We start from the raw sequence: 21,547 nt of genomic DNA on the forward strand, positions 1-21,547 counted from the left end.
TTTTATTTTTTTATTTTAAATTCTAAATAGTTTAAAACAAAGCCACCTTTGTCAAAAACTACTTTAAGTTTATTTTCTCCTTTAACCAATTTTACATCCTTAAAAGTTACGATATTATAAATTGCACTTTTGTCAGTTGTTTTCTTAAGTAGTAATGGTTTTGAGATGTGCTTTTTTTCGTTTTCTAAATGAATCATAGCCTTCTCAACAGCACTTGAATATCGTACTAATATGTTATAAGAACCTTCCTCTAAAGCATTAACAGTATATTGTAACCATTCTCCATCTTGAATGTCAAAAACCTCATATCCATTTGAATTATCATCTTTACAAAGTTGAATGTCAACACCATCATTCCGCATTTTTTTTCCTTTATTCCATGGGCCTTGAATTCCTGTATTTGTTTTATAATTAATAAAATCTTCGTCTTGATATGCATAACCGTTTGTTCCCAAATCATATTCCGTAGCATATACAATTCCAGGAGCAGTATGTTTTTTAAAAGGAATCGTAGTATTTGTCTTTACTTGTCTGAACAAGGCGTCAATTACATCGGTTTTAATTGTAACATTTTCGATGTTGTAATTTTCGGCCAGTTGCATTAAAGCATTAAAAGCAAACGCCTCAGAAGGTTTTTCACCACCATTTTTCCAATAATCTTTTATAATTTCAAAATCAGCATTCTTTGTGACAGAAGTCACACCAGCTATATTATCTACTTTTTTCATTGGCCAAAATGCCCAACCAATATTATTTTTTTCCACCAAGTTTATGGCATCTTTAAACCAAACATTAGAATTTTCTCCACTTTCACCTAGCCAAATAGGAATGTTGTATTGGGTTCGGTAATCTAACATTTGTTGAATAGAGCCTGGCGTGTTATAATTCCAATATTTGTGAAAGCTTAATACCATGTTTTCATCCCAAACGGGTAAAATACCTTCGTAATTATTTCCCCAACAATTGCCTTCGATAAAAATTATATGATTGTTATCAACTTCTCTGATTGCTTTGGTAGTAGCAACCATTAATTTTCTTAAAGGAGCATTTGATGTTTCGTCACAGCCATTTTTATTTTGGCCTGTAAAACCCCAATTAGGCTCATTTATAATGTCGTAACCTGCAACCCACGATTCATCCTTATAGCGATTTGCTAATTTTCGCCATAATGCAATCATTTTTTTCTGATTGGCTTCACTTTCCCAAAGTGAAGGTTTTGAAGGGTCGTAATCGGAAATATTAGCATCTTTACCTTGACCTCCAGGAGCAGCATGTAAATCTAAAATTAGATAGATTTTATTTTCTTTACACCATTCGAGTACATCATCAGTCATTTTAAAACCTTTCTCTATCCACGTAATTTCATCAGTTGTTTCATCTTCGATAGCAGGTGTGTATAAGTTATAATGCATAGGTAACCTTATGGAGTTAAACCCCCAAGCTGCAAGTGAATCTATATCTCTTTTAGTAATACCATTTGTTAAATAGGAATCGTAAAAAGTCTTTGTTTTTTCAATACCAATGAGATCAATAATTTTTTCTTTGATAATATGTTGTGGGCCGGCAAATGCTCCAGTTTGCAGCATATAACCTTCTTGTACCATCCATCCCCCAAGACCTAAACCTCTAAGCAATATGTTGTTTCCATCTTTATCAACAATATGTTGTCCATCTCGATGCAGAAAGCTTTGAGATGTCGCAAGATGGAACATTACTAAAAACAAAATTAAGACTAAGTTTTTCATTTTGTAAATAAGATTTTATTTTTGAATATTACCAAACAAAAGTACCAACGGAACCAGCATCTAGAGCTGCAATAACCCATTTGTCTTTATACTTTATCGTAAATACTTGGTTGGTAACACCATCATTTTCTACAATTAATACTATTTTACCCTCAAGAGTTTTAAAAGCAACGTTATTTAAATCTCCCGTAATATTACTTCCAATTCTAGTAGAGCCTAATGGAACAAATTTAGAAGCATGTGCAACAATATAATAACCAACATTCCTAGTTATATTTCCGCCAGAACTAATGGTTACTGCTCCTTTACAGGTAGTACAACCACCATCAGTGTGAGGTTCGTAAGAAGTATTATTAGCAAGGTTCCACTCTAATGCTGTTTTACTCCAATTTCTCATAGAACCAATAATTACATTTTTTAAATGCCATTTTAAATCTCCATTAAATTCTCCAGTTGATGCAGTGTATTGTTCTGTGAAATACACATTTTTATCAGAATGGGCATTGTGAAATGTTGTTAACGCATTTATATCACCAGCATATAAATGAAATGCAGCACCATCGATAAAAGGTTTAGCATCGACGTCGTTAAGAACAGTTATTGGATATTCTGGTTGGTCACAATTATGATCATAGGCAACTATTTTAGTTGTAATATTTGCAGCCTTAAAAGCAGGTCCCAAATTATTTTTTATAAAATTGATTTGTTCCTGTGCAGTCATTAATAGGCTAGGAACATTTCCAGGATGTAATGGTTCATTTTGAGGTGTTATGGCATCAATAATAATACCCTCTGCTTTCATATCTTGGATATATTTCACAAAATAATTGGCATATACTTCATAGTACTTGGTTTGTAAACTACCACCTTTAAAACTGTCATTATCTTTCATCCAAACTGGAGGCGACCAAGGAGTTGCCATAATTTTGATGTTTGGGCTGATTTTTAATATTTCTTTTAATAAGGAAATTACACCACTTTTATCAGCATCTAAACTAAAGTTATCTAAGTTTAAATCTGTTTTACCGCTTTCCAAATCATTATAGCTATAAGGGGCCGGGTCTAAATCTGAAGCACCAATACTTAATCTGATATAATTAATAGAGATATCGCTATCACCATGGCCAAATAATTCTTGTAATAATTCGGCTTTCTTTTCAGTTGATAATTGATTAATTACCATTGCACTACCACCGGTTAAAGTAAATCCAAATCCATCCACTGATTGAAATTTTTGTCCTTCGTTTATTTCAATTTGAGGATAATTATTTGCTTTCGTTCCAAAACTTAAAACCGTTTCTTGTTGACTCAAAAGTACGCTACGATCTCCTTTTGTTAACCAAAAATCAATATCGCTTGTTACTATCGGTTCTTCTGGTTCGTCAATAGGTTCTTTATCGTTAGAAGAACTACAGTTGACAAGCAAGCCTACTAAAAGTAGAAATGATAGATTCTTAAATATTGTTTTAATAGGTTTTAAGATGATTTGTTTCATTTTCAAAGACTTTTTTAATTAGTAAAGTAATGTTTGCATAGCATGAGGTGGAATTTCAACCATTGTTTTTTCTTGTCCAACAAATAGGTTGTAGCTAATTGTTTTATCACTTTTATTCATTACAACGGTGACCATTTTTCCATCATCATTTAGAAAAGATGTACTGATTAATACACTTCTACTTACTGCTGTGCTTACTCTTTTGGCTTCAGGAAGGATAAATTTTGAAAAATGTCCAATATAATAGTAAGAAGGTGTGTAAATGAGTTCACCGGAAGTTGTATCTGCGTGAATAGGAGCGAAGCAAAAATTAGCTACGTGATTAGGTCCACCATTCTGATCTAATAAGATATTCCAGTCAGTCCAGCCTACAGTGCCACTATTAAAATCGTTAATCATAGAATTTCCATAACGTTCAGCATTAGGCCAATATTGATATTTTTCTGCATCAAATTTTTCGTTACACCCTTCCGTAAACAATAGATTTTTATCTGGAAAAGCTTCGTTAACAGCTTTTAAGTTATCAAACATTGGGTCGCCACCGGTCCATGTTTCATACCAATGAAAACCTGTTCCCCAAACATATTTAGATGCTTCTGGGTCAGAAAGAATTACGTTGGCTCTATTGGTTATTAAATCTCTGTTATGATCCCATATTACGATGTTTTTATCACCTAAACCTTCCGTTTCCATAGTAGGACCTAAATAATTCTTTAAAAAATCACGTTCTGCTTCTGCTGAATAGATACATGATTCCCATGTTTGGGTTGCCATGGGTTCATTTTGAATGGTAATACCCCAAATTGGCATTCCTTCTTTTTCATATGCTTTTATAAATTTCGTATAATAAGTGGCCCAACTTTGATAATATTTTGGAAGTAACGTGCCTCCTTTTAACATGCTCTTATTACTTTTCATAAACGCAGGAGGGCTCCATGGAGAAGCATATGTCAATAATTTGCCACCTGCTGTTTCAATTGCTCTTTTCATCATTGGAATACGATATTTCATATCATGTTCAATGGAAAAGGATGTTAATGCAGAATCACCTTCTTTGATGTAAGTATGACTAGCAGAGCCAAAATCAGAACTGTGAATACTTGTTCTTAATAAGGAATAACCTATTCCATTATCTTTACTATAGTAAGCGTTTAAAAATTCCTTCTGTTTGTCTGCACTTAGTTTGGCAAACACTTCAGCACTGGCATCAGTTATTGCACCACCTATACCTATAAAAGTTTGAAATGTTTTATCTGGATTTACGAATACAGAAATTTCTGTTTCTTTGGGCTGTTCAGCAGGTTGAAAGGTTAGTTTGTCCGTTTCGGTGAGACGTAAATTGGTATTGTTCGCCGTTGTATATACCTCAATGGTTTTATCTTTGGTAGTAAATTGGTTTGAGGAAGAATTTTTCTCAGGGATGTTATTTTTAGTATTAGTGTTTTCATTACATGAAAGTAATGCTAAACATAAACTGGCAAAATAGAAGTGCTTTAGTTTCATTTTTTTTTAATAATTTAATTAAAAAGGCAAAAATTGGAATTGCTAAAAATCGAAAATAGCCCGCAATCTTTAGAACTACGGGCTATAATCTTTACTAACTCAAATAAATATTTGTTTTAATTTTATTCGCTGCCTCGCATTTCAAAATTTCTGATTGTAATACCTGCGGCATCGAATACTTCACCACCAGATCTTATGTACAAATAAATGGTACCAGACTCATTAAATGAAACGGTGTTATCTATTGCATCTGAATTGGAATTCTTTACACAGCCCACACTAGATAACTTCCCTGAAAAAGCGGAAGTAGCACAACCATCCCATGTACTTAAGCCCATGATTTTATTATCTTTATATTCTACTCCGGGAACTGGTTCGGTAGTACCAGCATAGACTTCGAACCACGTATTTATAAAGCCACCTTCAGCTGAAACTAACATATCGATTGAATACCTCTTATCCTTTTCAACCTCAATAGCCTGGTAAATACCTTGTTGAGCCCAAGCTGAGGTGCTAAATATAGTAGCACTACCTTCATTTAATTTCCATTCAGCACCAGAATCACTTATTGTATGAATGGTCCATTTATCATGATCATCGGTGTCGATAAATTTACCACCTTCGACTATATTTCCGGCAACAGGATCGTTTTGTAACACCACCAATTCTTGAGAGGTTGTGTTGGTAAGACCTCCTTTACCTATTGCAATATGTGAAATTGTGTAAGTTCCCATATCTGGAAAAAAAACTTTTTGATTCATTTTACCATCAAAAACACCATCACCAACATCCCATTTTGAGGCAATAACGCCGCTTGTTTGAGACTCTAAAATATATCTGTTTATTTCGCCATCAACAGGTGTAATGCTAAAGGAAGCGTCAACACTAGAATCTCCTAAGCCATTACCACTCCCAAAATCATCGGGTTGGCAGGCAATAATAGTTCCCAAGCCTATTAAACCTATGAAAAGATATAAGTACTTGTTAATTTTTATTTTTAAGTTCATAAGATTTTATTTAAAGTTTAGTAGTTTGGATTTTGTTCAATTATCGTATTTTCTAATTCTTTTAAAGGAATTGGAAAAATTTCATTCTTACCAGCAGTAAAACCTCTATCAGCTAATGCTGTTGCAGCTTTTCCTGTTCTTACTAAGTCAAAAAATCGATGACCTTCACCAGCTAATTCCAATCTACGTTCTTTTGCGATAGCATCTAAAGAAACTGGAATTGATGATAAACCTACTCTTGCTCTTACAGCATCTAATAAGGCTTGTGCTCTTGCACCAGAACCTCCTAAAGCTTCAGCTTCCATTAAATAGGTGTCAGCTAATCGGATGGCATAAACATTTTGTCTATAGTTTAAGATTGGTTCACCGCCACCGGTGGTTACTTCAGAGTTTAAAGGCATAAACTTGTTTAGGAAGTATCCTGTGTCTTTATACCCAGGAATATAATCTATTTGCCCTGCTGCTTTTAAAGCTGCAAAATCAGCAATAGTAGCATCAAATCTAGGATCACCTTTCATTACATTATATAACTCTAATGTAACGGTGTTAAAACTCCATCCAGATGCATAATCTGGAGCTGTAGAGCCACTGGGTCTTGAAATACTTCGTGGGCTCACCATAGTATTTATTGTGTTCCCATCATTCTGTCCACCACCCCATTCACCCCAACCAACATTGGCTTTATCGGTACTGGCAACTTCTATAATAGCCTCAGAATTAAATTTGTTTTCAATGCTCCATAAATCTGCAAAATTATCGACCAATTTATAACCATAAATACTGGTTCCGCCTGGTGTTCCATTTACTTCAGCAAATTCAGCTGCGGCTTCTGTGTTTTTACCTTGGTATAAATAAACTTTACCTAAAAGAGCTTGTGCAGAACCTTTGGTAAGTCTACCAGCTTCTGTAGTTAAATCTGTTAAGGTATTTGGTAAACCGGCTTTAGCATCTATTAAATCTTGTTCAATTTGTGCGTAAACTTCTGCTGGTGCTACCTGTGGAACGTTGTATATATCACCAGTAGGAATTCTATCTAAAATTAACGGTATATTTTTAAACATACGTAGTAATTGGAAATAGAAATAGGCTCTTAACGTTTTAGTCTCAGCAGTATAACGAGTTCTATTCGCATCGGTTATAGGTGCTTCTGGTAATTGAGTAAGTAAGATATTAGCTCTAAAAATTCCTTGATAGTAACTGTTCCAAAAACTACCAGGAATAGTAGATTCACTTATTGAAAAATCAGAAAAAGACTGTATGCCAGTTCCGTCTGTAGGACCACCACCACCTGCATAATAATCATCAGATCCAGCATTCATCATGGTAATCATATTTTCGAAGGTACTTGATTCCTTACCTAAAACATCATAAACTGCTATAACACCTGAATACACTTCAGCATCATTTGAATAATAATTCTCTTCTAAAGGCACATCCACTTTGGGGTCTAGTTCAATGAAATCCTTGTTGCAGGAGATACCTAAAAGTGATATCATCAATAGCCCAACTATAATTTTTATATTTTTTAGTTTCATAATATTATTTTTTTAAAATTGAACATTTATACCTAACATACCTGTCTTGGCTTGAGGGTAATAACCTCTATCAATACCCAATACATTACCTCCGATTTCAGGATCAAAGCCACTGTATTTTGTGAAAGTAAATAAGTTTTCTCCAGTTATGTATAGTCTAACTTTAGATAAACCTACCTTGTCAATAATAGAATTAGGTAAGGTATAACCCAATTGAATTGTTTTAAATCTTAAATAATCTCCATCTTCCAAATAGAAATCAGACGGATTACTGAAATTTAAATTGGTGTCATTTGTCGTTAATCTAGGATAAGAATTAGAAGTACCTTCTCCAGTCCATCTATTTAAGGCGTTAGTTTGATAATTGGCACTTCCAATATCTAAACGTCTTAAGGCTTGGTAAATCTGGTTGCCAGCCGCACCTTGTGCAAATGCCATAAAGTCGAAATTTTTATAGGAAAGGTTCACTGTAAAACCAAAAGTAAAATCAGGTAGTGGGTTTCCAATAAATGTTCTATCATCTGAATCTATCGTTCCTTTACCATCAACATTAACATATCTAAAGTCACCTGGTACTGCATTCGGTTGAATTAAACTACCATCAGTATTGGTATAAGCATCAATTTCTGCTTGGTTTTGAAAAATACCATCGGTTTTAAATCCATAAAAAGAACTGTAGGGTTGCCCTACTTGTGTTCTAGTTATTGGGTAGGTACTTGATTGAATACTTTCACCACCAGTTAAAAAGTCAACACCATTACCTAAAAAAGTTACTTCATTTTTTACATAACCTATATTTGCATTTGCAGAAACTTTAAAATCTTCAAAAGTTTTAGAATAACCTAATTCTAAATCAACACCTTTGTTCTCCATATCAGCAACATTTCCCCATGGATTTCCAGTAGTTCCGATATACCCAGGTAGTACAATTTGTTGTAATATTCCAGTTGTTTTTTTATTGTAATAATCAAAAGTAAAACTAAAATACTGAAAGAATCGAGCATCAAAACCTATATTAAGTTGACTAGTCTCTTCCCATTTTAAATCAGGATTAGAGGGTGCATTTGGGCTATTCCCTGCGACTACAGAACCGGCTGTACCAATAGGGTAATTACGGCCACTGCCTATGGTTGCTAAATATAAAAAATCATTACTAGAATCATTTCCTACAACACCGTAACCACCTCTTATTTTTAACTGATTAACAACATTGTTTTCTGGCCAAAAATCTTCTAAAAGAGGATTCCAACCCGCTGAAAACGATGGAAAATAACCATACTTATTATTGTCACCGAATTTTGTCGATCCATCTCTACGAACAATCCCAGTAAACATGTATTTTTCTTTATAATTATAGTTTAGTCTTCCGAACAATGAATACACAGAATGTGAATAATTGTCATAAGCATATGATTGAATCTTATCTGCTGGATGTCCACTTACAAAAGCGGCTTCCCTGTAATCATTTGTTGGAATATCATAATACGTAACAGAACTACCTCCGGTAATACCTTCAACATATGTTCCTTGTCCAAGTAATGCCGTAAAATTATGATCTTCAATAGATTTTTCGTAAGAAACAGTGTTTTCAATATTCCAAGCAAAACCTCTATTGGTTTGTTTATTAATATTATTTTGACCTACTACAAATGCAGAGTTTAAATAAGATACAGGTGTAAAGTTTTCTTCACCCCAATACGCTAATTTACCACCAACAGTTGATCTTACTTTTAATCCTTCAATTGGCTCTATTTCAACATAAGCATTTCCAACCAAATTATCTGACCACTGATAGTTTCCTAATCGTGTTTGTATGTAAGCTAAAGGATTAGACATTTCTTGTCCTACAAAACTTGAAATAGCATAAGGATCACCATTAGTGTTTCTAAAAATACCAGCATTGTTATAAGGAGCTTGATTCGCTAAGACAGGATCAGTTTCTACAACAGGAGTTAATGGGTCTAAATTAATGGCTGAAGCTAACGGTCCACCATATTCACTATTCGTATTTCCAATTCCCACTACTTTCTCATGAGAATAAGCTGCTGTTTGTCCGAAAGTAATTTTATCAGTAATCTTGTGAGTAGAATTCAAACGAATATTTTGTCTAATATAATTTGAAATCTTAGTAGCTACAATACCTTCTTGATCTGTTAAACCAAAAGATACATAAAAAGTAGATTTTTCATTACCGCCACTCAAACTTAATTCGTTACTCTGACGTATGGCACTATTATTAAATATTTCTTCTTGCCAATCAGTGCCTTGTCCATAAGATTCTGGGTTTGCAAATAATATAGAACCACCGCCTGCAACTGAAGCTTCATTTCTTAGGGTAGCATATTCTGTTGCATTTAATAAATCCAATTTCCGTGAAGGTGATGATACACCTACATATCCATTGTAATTTATGTTCATTTTACCTGCCTTACCTTTTTTTGTGGTTACCAAAATAACACCAGTAGCGGCTCTAGAACCGTAAATTGCAGCAGATGCACCATCTTTTAAAACTTCGATAGACTCAATATCTGCTTGATTTAAATAACCAATTCCACCATTGTCTACCACCACACCATCAACTACCCAAAGCGGATTGTTATTGTTTAATGTTGTAATACCACGAACTCTTATCGTAGAGGAAGATCCCGGTTGACCTGAATTAGAGGCTATAGTAAGGCCAGAAGCTCTACCTTGCAAAGATTGTTCTACCCTTGTAATAGGTAAGTCTTCTAAATCACTTTGCTTGATACTAGAAATAGCACCGGTCACTACACTTTTCTTTTGTGTACCATAACCCACTACTACAACTTCTTCTAAAGCTTGAGCATCTTCGTTTAACGTAACGTTAATTTCTGCTCTTCCATTTACGGGCTCTTCAACCGTTGTAAATCCCACGAAACTAAAAACGAGTATGCCTTCGGACGAAACATCAATTTGATACTTACCATCAAAATCCGATGTTGTTCCTTGAGTTGTTCCTTTTACTAGTATAGTGGCCCCAGGAACAGGTTCACCACTACCATCTTTAATTGTACCATTAACGGTAACAGACTGTGCACTTACCATCCAAGATATAAACATAGATAGAAAGAGTAAAACATAATGTTTTCTGAATTTCATATAATTAGTGTTTGAGTTAATAATGGTACGAATTTAACCAATATTTAACTTTTTAATCAAAATATAAATCATACAAAAACACATCAATGTGTGAAATTTAATTATACAAAAACACATCATTTAGTTATTAAATGATTAATATTCAGATAAATAAAAATATTAAAGTACATTAATTTTAGGTTAATTTAAAAAAATAAACACTACATTTGAAGTAGTTGTCTTTTTTAATAAGAAATCTAATTTAAATGATGTTTTTACAAAATAAATTATCAATCTATTTAGTATTAATTCTTTTGTGTCTTGGTGTAAAACGGATTAATGGTCAGGAGAAAAATAGTGGATTACCAAAAATTAATAATTTTTCAAAAAAAGATTACAATGCTGGTACTCAAAATTGGCAAATTGATCAAGATACAATTGGTAATATTTATTTTGCCAACAATAATGGGTTACTTCAATTTGATGGAAATTCATGGCAATTATATAAAATTCCTAATTCTTCTAATATAAGAAGTGTAAAATACGATAGAACAAATGGACGTATTTATGTGGGAGGGTATAATCAATTCGGTTATTTTGAATCTAATTTAAGAGGAAAACTTGTATTTCAATCACTATTGCCATTAATTGATGGTACCGAAAGTAAAACAACTGATTTTATTTGGAAGATTCATATAGTTAATGATGAAGTTGTTTTTCAGACTTTTCATAAGGCATATATTTTCAAAGATAATGAGATAAAAACGCTAGAAGCTCCTAAACGATTTCAGTTTTCATTTTTAGTCGATAATAATCTTTATTTTCAGGACATTGAGTATGGGGTTTTTGAATATGTAAATGGTGTTTTAATACATCTAAAAGGGACTGAAGTATTAAAAAACACTGAAATATGGAGTATTTTAAAAATGCCAAATAATGCATTACTTTTCGCTTTATTAGAAAAAGGATTATATACCTATCAAAATGAAGTAGTTACACCTTGGGAAACTGAAGCGAATGATTTTGTTAAGAAGAATAGTACACTTGGTGGAATAGCAATACTTAACAATTCATTGGTGTTTAATACAGTATTGAATGGAATTATCATATGTACTATAGATGGTAAAATAAAACAACATATTAACTTAGATAAAGGACTTCAAAATAATACAATTCTAAGCTCATTTATTGATAGCAATAGTAATCTTTGGTTAGGTTTAGATAATGGAATTTCTCATGTTAGTATAAACTCTCCTTTCACCTATTTAGGTTCAAGTCAAAATCTAAGTACCGTTTATGGTACAGTTATTTATAAGGAATATTTATATGTAGCCACAAATCAAGGTCTTTTTTATCGTTTATTGAACAATATTTTTTCGGATGACTCTTTTAAATTGGTTGAAGGAACAACAGCACAAACATGGAATGTTCAAGTAATTGGTGATGATTTAGTGTGTGCAAATAATAGAGGAGCGATGCTAATAAAGAATAACAAGGTTGCCAAAGTACTTGATAATATTGGCTACTATGGATTTAAAGAAATTCCTAACAGACCAAATTTTATTATTGGTTCTAATTATGGTGGCTTTTCCATATTTGAAAAAACAAAAACGGGCTTAGTTTATAAAAATAAGCTTGGTGATTTTGATAAAGCTTCAAATATATTTGAGCATGATGGAAACTTTTTATGGTTGAAAAGAGATAATATTCTTTATCAAATGGAGATATCAGAAGATTTTAAAGCGTTTAACTCCATAAAAACCATAACTAAATTTAATGATACAGTTAATGGTATTAATAGTTTGCAACGAATAAATAATGAAGTGTATTTTCAAACAAATAATCATTTTTATTCTTATTCTAAAGGGCAAGATAGATTTTTTGAAGATAGAAAGTTGAGTAATTATTTTAAGGATTTAGCTACGATAAATACATTAATAGAAGATTCACATGGTAATTTATGGTATGTTTTTGATGAATCTTTAGGAGTCTTAATGAAAAATAAAAATAGGGACTATACCAATATAATTAAACCATTTTCTAATTTAACGGGTAATTTAGTACCTAATTACTTGTCAATAAATACAAAGGATAATAAGAATATTTTTATTGGTTTAATTGATGGACTCGCACATTATGATACCACAGTTTCAAATAAAATATCAGTTCCAAGAGCGGTCATCAGAAGTTTTATTTATGAAAACGATACAATTATGCAGGGTAACCCTCAGCAAAGCTCTTTCAATATAAAGATTCCCTACAAGTCAAACAATATTAAATTCACATTCTCTTCTCCAGAATATAATCGAGAACCTATATTGTATTCCTATAAGTTAGAACCATTTGATCAAGAATGGAGCTTATGGACGAAAAATGCAATGAAGGAATATACTAATTTAATTGAGAATGAATATGAAATGCACGTCAGGGTTAAAAATAGTTATAGTAATGTTTCTGACCCAACACTTTTTAAGTTCAGAATATATCCGCCTTGGTATCGACATTATTTGGCTTATATCTGTTATTCGTTGTTTATCATAGTGAGTATGTATTTTATTTCTTTATGGATGAAATTAAAAATTAGAAAAGATAAATATTACGAGACTTTAGAACATCGAAAACGCTATTTAGAAAAAGAGGCTAGAATAATATCTGAACAATATAAGTTAGAGAAAGAAATTGAGGATTTAAACCGTGATAAATTGCAAACAAAAATCCTAGCTAAGGATAAGGAGTTGGTAAGTAACTCATTACAAGTTGTTAAAAAAAATAAAATTTTGAATGGAATAATTGATAAATTAAAAAAATTAGAAACGTCAGATATAAGTGTTGAAACAAAATCCCAACTGCACAGTCTTAAAAAAAGTGTTTTAAAGGAAATAAATGCCGATAAAAGTTGGAAGGATTTAGAAAAACATATTAAAAATGTACATTTCGAATTTCTTAAACGTTTACAAGAGAAATATGAAAATATTACACCACGTGAATTAGATTTATCTACCTATTTACTTATTAATATGTCAACAAAAGAAATAGCTGAAGTAATGAATATATCAAAAGGTGGAGTAGAGCTAGCAAGATATAGGCTGCGAAAAAAACTGGGGTTATCAAGAAAAGACAATTTAACAGGTTTTTTGATGAATATATAGTATTAAATATATAATAATGACAATTTTTAAGACAAAAAGGTTGATAGTAAGAAGTTTAAAAATGGAAGATTTTGAAGCTTTTAATAAAATGCAGTCGAATAAAAATGTGATGAGATTTGTAAGAGGTAGACCGATGACCTATGAGGAAAATAAGGAAGAATTACCCAAATTAATTGAATTTTATGATAAAGAGGGTAATGACTTTTTTATTTATGCAATTACAAGAATTGAAGATGGTTTTTTCGTAGGTACCATTGCATTAATCAAAGACGAATTTAAAAACGATGAAATCGGGTATCGCTTTTTAGAAGAATATTGGGGGAATGGATATGGAACGGAAGTTCTTAGTGGTTTGATAGCTTACTGTAAATCAATAAAAATGAAAAATTTAATTGCAATTGTAGCTACCGAAAACGTTGCCTCCTTAAAGATGATAAAAAATGCAGGTTTTCAGTTTATTGAAAATTTTGTGAGTGATGATTTACAACTACCAGAACAACGGTATTACTTAGAGCTGTGATAGTTAAATATTTATTGCTCTTTTTATCTTAATTAGTTGCCGTATCAACTTCTTTTATAATTTTGAACAATATGACAATGACAATCAAAATAAAGGCTCTAAGGTGTCTGTCAAACGGTTTTGGTCATAACGTTGATCATGGAATGGGGAACATTTCAGTAATAATTTATTTGATAAGTTCCAAGGTCGCCATAATAGGGTAATGGTCTGAAAGTTGTATACCATAATTTTTATGCGACTTCACTTTAAAGTTTTTATCTACAAAAATATAATCGATACGTAACGGAAATTTATTAAACTTATAGGTAGTTCCAAATCCTTTACCAGCCTCCAAATATGTGTCTTTAAAATTCTTCCTTACATTATTGTAAGCCCATGAATAGGCCGTATTGTTTAAATCACCCATTACTATTACTTTGTACTTACAGGTGTTTATATGCTTATTTAAGGAGTCTATTTGTTGCTGCTGAACTTTAAATGATTGCCGAACTTTTTTTACTAATTTTTCCGAATCGTCGTGCCCAAAGTAATGTTGATTTGGTACAATTCCTAAAGATGCCATGTGAAAAGTATAGATCCTTATAGTATCTAAATTCTTAACAATATCTGTAAACATTGCGGCTGAAGATGTTCTTGCGTATTTTATTATGCCTTCTTTTACAATGGGATATTTCGAATATATGCCTAATGCAATTCTATGTTTGCTATTTTGAATAGAGTCAGAATAATTTTCAGCAGGTGGATTACTGAAATAGGGATATTTTAATTTAAAGTTTTTAGGAATTCTATATTCTTGTAATGCTAAGATATCAGGATCTTCATTTTCAATGAAATCTTTAATCTTTGATTCTATATCATCCACTTTAATCCATTTATACATATTAAATTTTCTAACATTAAAACTCATTAAGCTTATTGTGTTAGAATCTTCTTGATTGATATTGTCCTTAAATTTATATAATTGAGGAATTAAAAAATAGGATATTATTAATACTATAAAAGACTGTAAAAGTTGCTTTTTGAAGCCAATTAAGATCCAGTATATTACAAATAGAATATTTATAATTATAACTGCTGGAACTACAATGCTGAATAAAGAAAATACACCAAATTTAAATGGAGATAATCGCGGTAAAAGAATGGAAAAAATTAATGCAATCGCAAAGATTGTATTAATGATAAATAGTATTTTATTAAAAAATGATAGTTTCTTCACTGTCCAAAATTACTACGTTATTTTTTACCAACCTTAAAAAGAAAATCTTTTTCTTGTTGTGTTAAGGTTTCATAACCAGATTTACTTATTTTATCTAATATAGAATCTATCTTTTGTTGATCATTTGCATTATTTTTCGTTCTTTTTTGAGGATTTGGGTTTTTATAAACAGTTCTCAAAGGTTCTTTCTTTTTTGATCTAAAAATAGATCCGAAGAGCTGATTTAAATTCTTTCCTTTATTCGCTTGGTTCGTCAATAAAAAACCAATTAGAGCACCACCTAAATGTGCCAAATGCCCACCTGTATTATTTACAGGTAGTTGAATAATGTCAATAAAGATCATAGCTACAGCAATATGCCATAATTTAACCGCCCCAATAAACCTTAAATGAATAGCGTAATTGGGTACCTTAGCTGCAATACCTACTAGAATTGCAGTTACACCAGCTGATGCACCTAGTAAAACGGCATTACTTCCTTTCAGTGCTGGGAAAAAGTTATAACTAGCAAGGTAAATTATGCCTCCAACAACGATACCTGACAGATAATAAATTAAAAAATCGCGTTTTGAAAAGAAATCTAAAAATAGGTTTCCAATATAAAATAGGAATATTAAATTAAATAGAATATGTAAAAAATCTGCATGTAAAAATCCATACGTAATTAGAGTCCATGGTTTTGTTAGAAATAGGTTAACATCTGCAGGTAAAGACAGCCAGTTAACAAATAAATTATCATGCCATTGCATAAAACTTGATAACACCTTAAATAACAAGGTAATTATATATAAAATAATATTGGCATAGATGATCTGTTCAGCAATGTTTGCTGATTTTATTCTGTATAGTATTTGATCTTTTATTGTATTCAATGTATGTTATTTATCCCATCGTTTAAATTGATTTTTCTTCCAATACAACATAATTATTAATCCCACAATGGCACCACCTACGTGAGCAAAATGAGCGACTCCGGCTCCGAAAATAGAATATCCAGTTATACCAGAAAATAAATCTAAAGCAATTAATACTGGAATAAAATATTTTGCAGCGACTGGAACGGGGAAAAATATTAAAGCCAATTTCGCATTTGGGAAACTCATTCCAAATGCAACTAATACCCCATAAAGTGCACCTGATGCACCAACGGCAGGTATGTTAAAAATTTCGTTTACAGTTTGAAGTGCTTCATTTTGATAAACCTTGGTAATGTCCATTAAACCTGAAATCTCGGCACTTGTGGCACCAGCTTGGATCAGTTCTTGAAACGCCATGTTATATTGAAAATAATTTACTCCTGTATAAATTAAGCCTGCACCAATACCAGCTGAGAAATAAAAGAATATAAATTTATTACGACCCCATAGTTGCTCCAATGGGCTACCAAACATCCAAACGCCTAACATATTAAACCCGATATGCATTAATGATTGTTGACTGTGCATAAACATATGTGTAACAAATTGCCAAATTCCAAATTCGGGATTTTTAGGAAAATGTAAAGCAAATAAGTCCTGTAAAGGCGGATAAGCAAATTTAGCTACCAAAAAGAGTAGCACATTTATTATGATGATATGTTTAACCGTATCAGTTATTTTTCCCATTGCTATTATTTATAAAGGGTTTAATTGTCAAATTTAAGTTGAATTTCTTCAGAAGAAAGTGTAATAAATGTTTTTTTACCAAAAGGGGATTGATTCGGCTCTTTACATGAAAATAATTGTTCTAATAACTCCTCTTGTTCTTTACTGTTAAGCTTCGTACCATTTTTTATGGCTAAACTTCTTGCCAAGCTTTTAGCTATGGCGTCTAATTGACTAAAACTAGAATCGGGTATTTCATTTTTAATGTCTTCAAAAAGCTCTTCAAATAAACCTTGAACATTGTTTTGATTAACATTTACAGGAATTCCGTCTAACGTAATGGAATCATTGTCAATTTTGTCAAATTGAAATCCTACACTTTCTAAATCGGGTTGAATTTCTTTGCAAAGAGAAATATCCCCTTTATTAAAGGTTATTTCTAGGGGAAATAGTAATTGTTGACTAGAGGTGTCTTCAATTGTCATTTTCGTTAAAAACTCTTCGTATAAAACCCGCTGATGTGCTAAATTTTGATTGATGTAAACAACACCTGATTTGATAACACTAAGTATATATTTTTTATGAACTTGAAGAGTTTTCGCTTTTATTTCGTTTTCTGAAGAATTAAATAAATCTTTATGTACAACATCAGCCTCCACTTCAATTTCCTGCAAATCTACTGCTGTTTCTGTTCCTGAATATAAAGATTCCCATTGGGCCGTTTTTGGTTTTTCATATGATTTTGACCTAGACTCACTTTCAAAAGGATTAAAACTTGGGTTAACGGTTATTTTTGGCGTAGAAACAGATGTCTTATCCTTAAATGAATAAGGAACATCCATAGTAGCATCTCTATTAAAATCTAAAACAGGTGCCACATTATATTGGCCTAAACTATGCTTTACGGTAGATCGTAAAATGGCATAAAGAGCATGCTCATTTTCAAATTTTATTTCCGTTTTAGTAGGATGAATATTAATATCAATTGTATTTGGAGGGACGGATAAATACAAAAAATAAGAAGGATGATGTCCATGAGGTAACAATTGATCAAAAGCATTAATTACTGCATGATGCAAATATCCATTTTTAATAAACCTGTTGTTTACAAAGAAAAATTGTTCACCACGTTTTTTCTTAGCAAATTCTGGTTTAGATACAAATCCCTCAATAGTAATAATATCTGTATGTTCTTGAATTGGAACTAGTTTTTCATTTATTTTTTTACCGAATACAGCAACTATTCGCTGACGTAAATTACTGCTGTTTAAATTCAGTACTTCACTATCATTACTGTAAAAATCGAATGCAATAGAAGGGTGGGTAAGGGCGACACGATAGAATTCATCTTTTATATGACGTAATTCAATGGAATTAGATTTAAGAAAATTTCTACGAGCGGGTATATTAAAAAATAAGTGTTTAACTGCGATACTCGTACCTGTTGGTGTAGCAATAACATCTTGATTCTGGATGGTACTACCTTCAATTTTTATATGCGTACCTAATTCTTGATCTACTTGTTTCGTTTTAACTTCAACATGTGCAATAGCAGCAATAGAGGCCAATGCTTCTCCTCGGAAACCTTTGGTATTTAAATTAAATAAATCTTCTGCAGTTCTAATTTTTGAAGTAGCATGGCGTTCAAAAGATAATCTAGCATCTGTTACGCTCATACCTTTGCCATTATCAATAACTTGTACTAAGGTTTTACCCGCATCTTTAATGAGTAATTTTATTTCCGTAGCACCTGCATCTATAGCATTTTCTAACAATTCTTTTACAACGGAAGCAGGACGTTGAACCACTTCGCCGGCAGCAATCTGATTGGCAACATGATCTGGAAGTAGTTGAATAATATCTGACATTTATTTCATTTGAAAAATGGATAGATCAAAATCTATTATATATAGAAAAATAAAAACTAAAATAGCGACCGTAATTGCTATTGTTTTATTGATGCCTTTTGAGCTTTTTGTTTCTTCAAAGGCATTGGTGAATTTTGTTTTGAGAGAATTTTTTCCAACAGTTGTTCTAAATTCGTCAAACTTATGTTCTATCTTATATGGATTGCCCTCTCCTTTATAATATCTTGGAGAATATTCAAATTTTTTGTTTTTACGTTTAATAAATCCCATAATAGTTAATGTTTAATTATAAATTTAGCTTATTTACACCAAAAATTAAACCAAAATCAAATTTACAGAAATAAATAGGGGCAATCAAAATTTAATAGGGAAAATACGTGTTAAAACTATGCTAATGTTGCCATTTTAATGGCGGCAACTGCACATTCTACACCTTTGTTACCATGTTTTCCTCCTGATCTATCAATAGATTGTTGCATTGTGTTATCCGTTAATACACAGAAAATAGTAGGTACATCAAATTGAATATTTAAATCTTTAATGCCTTGTGAAACAGCTTCGCAAACAAAATCAAAATGTTTGGTTTCACCTTGTATCACACATCCAATGGCAATTATAGCATCAAATTTACCTTGTTTAAGTAGGTGTTTACTTCCGTAAACTAATTCAAAACTACCAGGTACATTCAGTCTTGTAATATTAGCATCCACGGCTCCATTATCTAATAATGTAGTATGAGCACCTTTATAAAGGTTTTCTGTAACTGAAGTGTTCCACTCGGAAACAACAATACCAAATTTTAATTTTTTAGCATTGCCAAGTATTGTTTTATCGTAATCTGATAAGTTTGTAGTTGCCATATAGGCTTAATTTTGAGCAGCTAATCTAGCTCTATTTAAATAAATATCAATTTTAAGTCCTTCATCAGAATTAGGATATTCATTTTTTATTCTAGTGAACAATTCTTCGGCTTTCGTATAATTCTCTAAGTCCATAGCAATGTTACCGGCCTTAAATAAATACAAGGGAGAAGTAAACTCATTACTTTTAAAATTAGCAGCCTTTATATAACTGTCAATAGCATCTTCTGGTTGGTTAGTGTCTGAATAAAGATCACCTAAGTTACCTTCCGCTATAGCACCTAAAATTTCATCATCTGTTGAAAAAGCATTCAAATATTTTTCAGCATTTTCGTAATCATTGGTTTTTAAGTAAGAAATACCCGCCATATATTTTGCTAAATTACCAGCATCTGTGCTTCCGTAATTATCAATAATATCAATTAAGCCATATTTTCCGTCAGCACCATTAAGGGCTAATTTATAAAGAGAATCTACCGCTATTGTAGCAGAACCTAATTCGGCTTGGTCAAAAAAGCTTTTTGGATACGCCAATTCGTTTGCTGCATCAATACTTTTTGGTTCCTTAACAAATTTGTTATATGCTAAATAACCTAATATTATTGCCGCAAGTGCTACGAAGCCAATAATTAATGGTTTGCTATTTTTCTCAATCCATTTTTCAGATTTCGAAGCCGTTTCGTCTAGGGTGTTAAATACCTCTGCTGTTGTGCTTTGTTCCTCTACTTTAGAAACCTTATCAATTTTAGCCTTATTACCTTTTTTCTTATATGTTGCCATTTCTATGTCAAAATTTGTGGGTGCAAAAGTATAATTTTTTATGATATAATATTCTTATTATTGATGTAAATTTCGTTTTTTTGCAATGAACTTCATATAAAGTATGTATTTAAAGAAAATTAGCCTTGTTAATTATAAGAATTTTGAGGCGGAAGCATTTGAATTCAATACTAAAATAAATTGTTTTGTTGGCTATAATGGTGTTGGTAAAACAAATGTTTTAGATGCCATTTATCACTTAGCATTTACAAAAGGGTATTTTAATAGTATAGCGAGCCAGAATATTCAACATGAAAAAGAATTTTTTGTGGTAGAGGGTCTTTTTAATCTTGACGAAAGGGAAGAGTTAATTAACTGTAGTTTTAAAAAAGGTCAGAAAAAGGTTGTTAAACGGAATGGGAAAGATTATGAAAAGCTTTCTGAGCATATTGGGTTGATTCCCGTAGTTATCATTTCTCCGAATGATACGAATTTAATCAGTGAAGGTAGTGATGTTCGTCGTAAATTTATGGATAGTGTTATTGCCCAATCTGATAAAAATTACTTACAAGATTTGATTAGTTATAATAAGGTGTTGTCACAGCGTAATGCTTTATTAAAATATTTTGCATCTAACCATACCTTCGACGCTTTGAATATTGATGTTTATAATAAGCAGCTGATTGATTTTGGTGATAGAATTTATAAAAAAAGGAAAAGTTTTGCAGAAGATTTTGCCCCAATATTAGAAAGAAGGCATAAACACATTAGTAGTGAAGGGGAAAATGTTAGTTTTAAATACAAAAGTCAGTTAGAAAAAACGGATTTTGAAGAGTTATTGAAAAAAAGTTTAGAAAAAGATAGGGTTTTACAGTACACGTCGGTAGGAATTCAACGTGATGACTTGTTATATAGTATAGAGGAGTATCCTATTAAGAAGTTTGGATCGCAAGGACAACAAAAAACGTATTTAATAGCATTGAAATTAGCAGAATTTGATTTTATTCAAATGCAATCAAAAAAGACCCCAATTTTGTTATTAGATGATATTTTTGATAAATTAGATGAAAATAGAGTGTCAAAAATTGTAGATTTGGTTAATGATGACAATTTTGGGCAAATATTTATTACAGATACACATGCAGAAAGGACTGAAAATGTGATTAAAAAAACAAATCAACCTTATAAAATGTTTGAATTAAATTAGG

The 21,547-nt window shown here is 31.8% G+C and carries 16 protein-coding genes; 3 read left to right on the forward strand and 13 right to left on the reverse strand.

Annotated features, from left to right (window positions below; genetic code table 11):
* Positions 1 to 2: 2 nt before the first annotated feature.
* The 6 genes from FF125_RS07470 to FF125_RS07495 form a co-directional block, all read right to left on the reverse strand.
* Positions 3 to 1,745, reverse strand: a complete 1,743-nt coding sequence (locus FF125_RS07470) for a cellulase family glycosylhydrolase (RefSeq protein ID WP_138949175.1) — start codon at positions 1,743 to 1,745, stop codon at positions 3 to 5.
* Positions 1,746 to 1,773: 28 nt separating this feature from the next.
* Entirely contained in the window at positions 1,774 to 3,240 is a 1,467-nt protein-coding gene (locus tag FF125_RS07475) for a glycoside hydrolase family 30 protein (protein ID WP_138949176.1), read from the reverse strand.
* A gap of 18 nt (positions 3,241 to 3,258) precedes the next feature.
* Entirely contained in the window at positions 3,259 to 4,743 is a 1,485-nt protein-coding gene (locus FF125_RS07480) for a glycoside hydrolase family 30 protein (protein WP_138949177.1), read from the reverse strand.
* 122 nt (positions 4,744 to 4,865) lie between these two features.
* Complete coding sequence (locus tag FF125_RS07485; RefSeq protein WP_138949178.1) at positions 4,866 to 5,750, reverse strand: hypothetical protein; 885 nt, start codon at positions 5,748 to 5,750, stop codon at positions 4,866 to 4,868.
* Positions 5,751 to 5,767: 17 nt separating this feature from the next.
* Positions 5,768 to 7,285 carry a RagB/SusD family nutrient uptake outer membrane protein gene (locus tag FF125_RS07490; RefSeq protein ID WP_138949179.1) on the reverse strand — a complete coding sequence of 506 codons (1,518 nt, stop codon included), beginning with the start codon at positions 7,283 to 7,285 and terminating at the stop codon, positions 5,768 to 5,770.
* A 12-nt stretch (positions 7,286 to 7,297) separates the two neighbouring features.
* A complete protein-coding gene (locus FF125_RS07495; protein WP_138949180.1) occupies positions 7,298 to 10,405 on the reverse strand; it encodes a SusC/RagA family TonB-linked outer membrane protein in 3,108 nt (1,035 codons plus the stop codon).
* Positions 10,406 to 10,650: 245 nt separating this feature from the next.
* Here FF125_RS07495 and FF125_RS07500 point away from each other — a divergent pair, with 245 nt between their 5' ends.
* Positions 10,651 to 13,533, forward strand: a complete 2,883-nt coding sequence (locus tag FF125_RS07500) for a triple tyrosine motif-containing protein (protein WP_138949181.1) — start codon at positions 10,651 to 10,653, stop codon at positions 13,531 to 13,533.
* A 16-nt stretch (positions 13,534 to 13,549) separates the two neighbouring features.
* Positions 13,550 to 14,053: a GNAT family N-acetyltransferase gene (locus FF125_RS07505; RefSeq protein WP_138949182.1), complete on the forward strand. Its 504-nt coding sequence runs from the start codon at positions 13,550 to 13,552 to the stop codon at positions 14,051 to 14,053.
* A gap of 166 nt (positions 14,054 to 14,219) precedes the next feature.
* Here the strand turns inward: FF125_RS07505 and FF125_RS07510 are convergent, their stop codons facing one another.
* The 7 genes from FF125_RS07510 to FF125_RS07540 all read right to left on the reverse strand — a co-directional run bounded on the left by FF125_RS07510 (position 14,220) and on the right by FF125_RS07540 (position 20,360).
* Positions 14,220 to 14,960, reverse strand: coding sequence for an endonuclease/exonuclease/phosphatase family protein (locus tag FF125_RS07510; protein WP_138949183.1), 741 nt, complete (start codon positions 14,958 to 14,960; stop codon positions 14,220 to 14,222).
* A 326-nt stretch (positions 14,961 to 15,286) separates the two neighbouring features.
* Positions 15,287 to 16,141, reverse strand: a complete 855-nt coding sequence (locus FF125_RS07515) for a rhomboid family intramembrane serine protease (protein ID WP_138949184.1) — start codon at positions 16,139 to 16,141, stop codon at positions 15,287 to 15,289.
* Positions 16,142 to 16,147: 6 nt separating this feature from the next.
* A complete protein-coding gene (locus FF125_RS07520) occupies positions 16,148 to 16,873 on the reverse strand; it encodes a rhomboid family intramembrane serine protease (RefSeq protein ID WP_138949185.1) in 726 nt (241 codons plus the stop codon).
* 20 nt (positions 16,874 to 16,893) lie between these two features.
* Positions 16,894 to 18,720 carry a DNA mismatch repair endonuclease MutL gene (mutL, locus tag FF125_RS07525; protein WP_138949186.1) on the reverse strand — a complete coding sequence of 609 codons (1,827 nt, stop codon included), beginning with the start codon at positions 18,718 to 18,720 and terminating at the stop codon, positions 16,894 to 16,896.
* Complete coding sequence (locus FF125_RS07530) at positions 18,721 to 18,990, reverse strand: riboflavin synthase subunit beta (RefSeq protein WP_117884070.1); 270 nt, start codon at positions 18,988 to 18,990, stop codon at positions 18,721 to 18,723.
* Positions 18,991 to 19,106: 116 nt separating this feature from the next.
* Positions 19,107 to 19,580, reverse strand: a complete 474-nt coding sequence (ribH, locus tag FF125_RS07535) for a 6,7-dimethyl-8-ribityllumazine synthase (protein WP_138949187.1) — start codon at positions 19,578 to 19,580, stop codon at positions 19,107 to 19,109.
* Positions 19,581 to 19,586: 6 nt separating this feature from the next.
* Positions 19,587 to 20,360 (reverse strand): tetratricopeptide repeat protein, encoded by a 774-nt coding sequence (locus FF125_RS07540; RefSeq protein ID WP_138949188.1) that lies wholly within the window; start codon positions 20,358 to 20,360, stop codon positions 19,587 to 19,589.
* 103 nt (positions 20,361 to 20,463) lie between these two features.
* Between FF125_RS07540 and recF the strand changes: the two genes are divergently transcribed.
* Positions 20,464 to 21,546 carry a DNA replication/repair protein RecF gene (recF, locus tag FF125_RS07545; protein ID WP_138949189.1) on the forward strand — a complete coding sequence of 361 codons (1,083 nt, stop codon included), beginning with the start codon at positions 20,464 to 20,466 and terminating at the stop codon, positions 21,544 to 21,546.
* Position 21,547 lies beyond the last annotated feature (1 nt).

Source organism: Aureibaculum algae, from assembly GCF_006065315.1.
Taxonomy (GTDB): Bacteria; Bacteroidota; Bacteroidia; order Flavobacteriales; family Flavobacteriaceae; genus Aureibaculum; species Aureibaculum algae.

Excerpts from the sequence above, each read along its gene's own strand:
- ribH (WP_138949187.1), bottom strand. The coding sequence starts at position 19,580 with ATGGCAACTACAAACTTATCAGATTACGATAAAACAATACTTGGCAAT.
- FF125_RS07500 (WP_138949181.1), top strand. The coding sequence starts at position 10,651 with ATGATGTTTTTACAAAATAAATTATCAATCTATTTAGTATTAATTCTT.
- FF125_RS07510 (WP_138949183.1), bottom strand. The coding sequence starts at position 14,960 with ATGAGTTTTAATGTTAGAAAATTTAATATGTATAAATGGATTAAAGTG.
- FF125_RS07490 (WP_138949179.1), bottom strand. The coding sequence starts at position 7,285 with ATGAAACTAAAAAATATAAAAATTATAGTTGGGCTATTGATGATATCA.
- mutL (WP_138949186.1), bottom strand. The coding sequence starts at position 18,720 with ATGTCAGATATTATTCAACTACTTCCAGATCATGTTGCCAATCAGATT.
- FF125_RS07475 (WP_138949176.1), bottom strand. The coding sequence starts at position 3,240 with ATGAAACAAATCATCTTAAAACCTATTAAAACAATATTTAAGAATCTA.
- FF125_RS07480 (WP_138949177.1), bottom strand. The coding sequence starts at position 4,743 with ATGAAACTAAAGCACTTCTATTTTGCCAGTTTATGTTTAGCATTACTT.
- FF125_RS07540 (WP_138949188.1), bottom strand. The coding sequence starts at position 20,360 with ATGGCAACATATAAGAAAAAAGGTAATAAGGCTAAAATTGATAAGGTT.
- FF125_RS07495 (WP_138949180.1), bottom strand. The coding sequence starts at position 10,405 with ATGAAATTCAGAAAACATTATGTTTTACTCTTTCTATCTATGTTTATA.
- FF125_RS07505 (WP_138949182.1), top strand. The coding sequence starts at position 13,550 with ATGACAATTTTTAAGACAAAAAGGTTGATAGTAAGAAGTTTAAAAATG.
- FF125_RS07530 (WP_117884070.1), bottom strand. The coding sequence starts at position 18,990 with ATGGGATTTATTAAACGTAAAAACAAAAAATTTGAATATTCTCCAAGA.
- FF125_RS07520 (WP_138949185.1), bottom strand. The coding sequence starts at position 16,873 with ATGGGAAAAATAACTGATACGGTTAAACATATCATCATAATAAATGTG.
- recF (WP_138949189.1), top strand. The coding sequence starts at position 20,464 with ATGTATTTAAAGAAAATTAGCCTTGTTAATTATAAGAATTTTGAGGCG.
- FF125_RS07485 (WP_138949178.1), bottom strand. The coding sequence starts at position 5,750 with ATGAACTTAAAAATAAAAATTAACAAGTACTTATATCTTTTCATAGGT.
- FF125_RS07470 (WP_138949175.1), bottom strand. The coding sequence starts at position 1,745 with ATGAAAAACTTAGTCTTAATTTTGTTTTTAGTAATGTTCCATCTTGCG.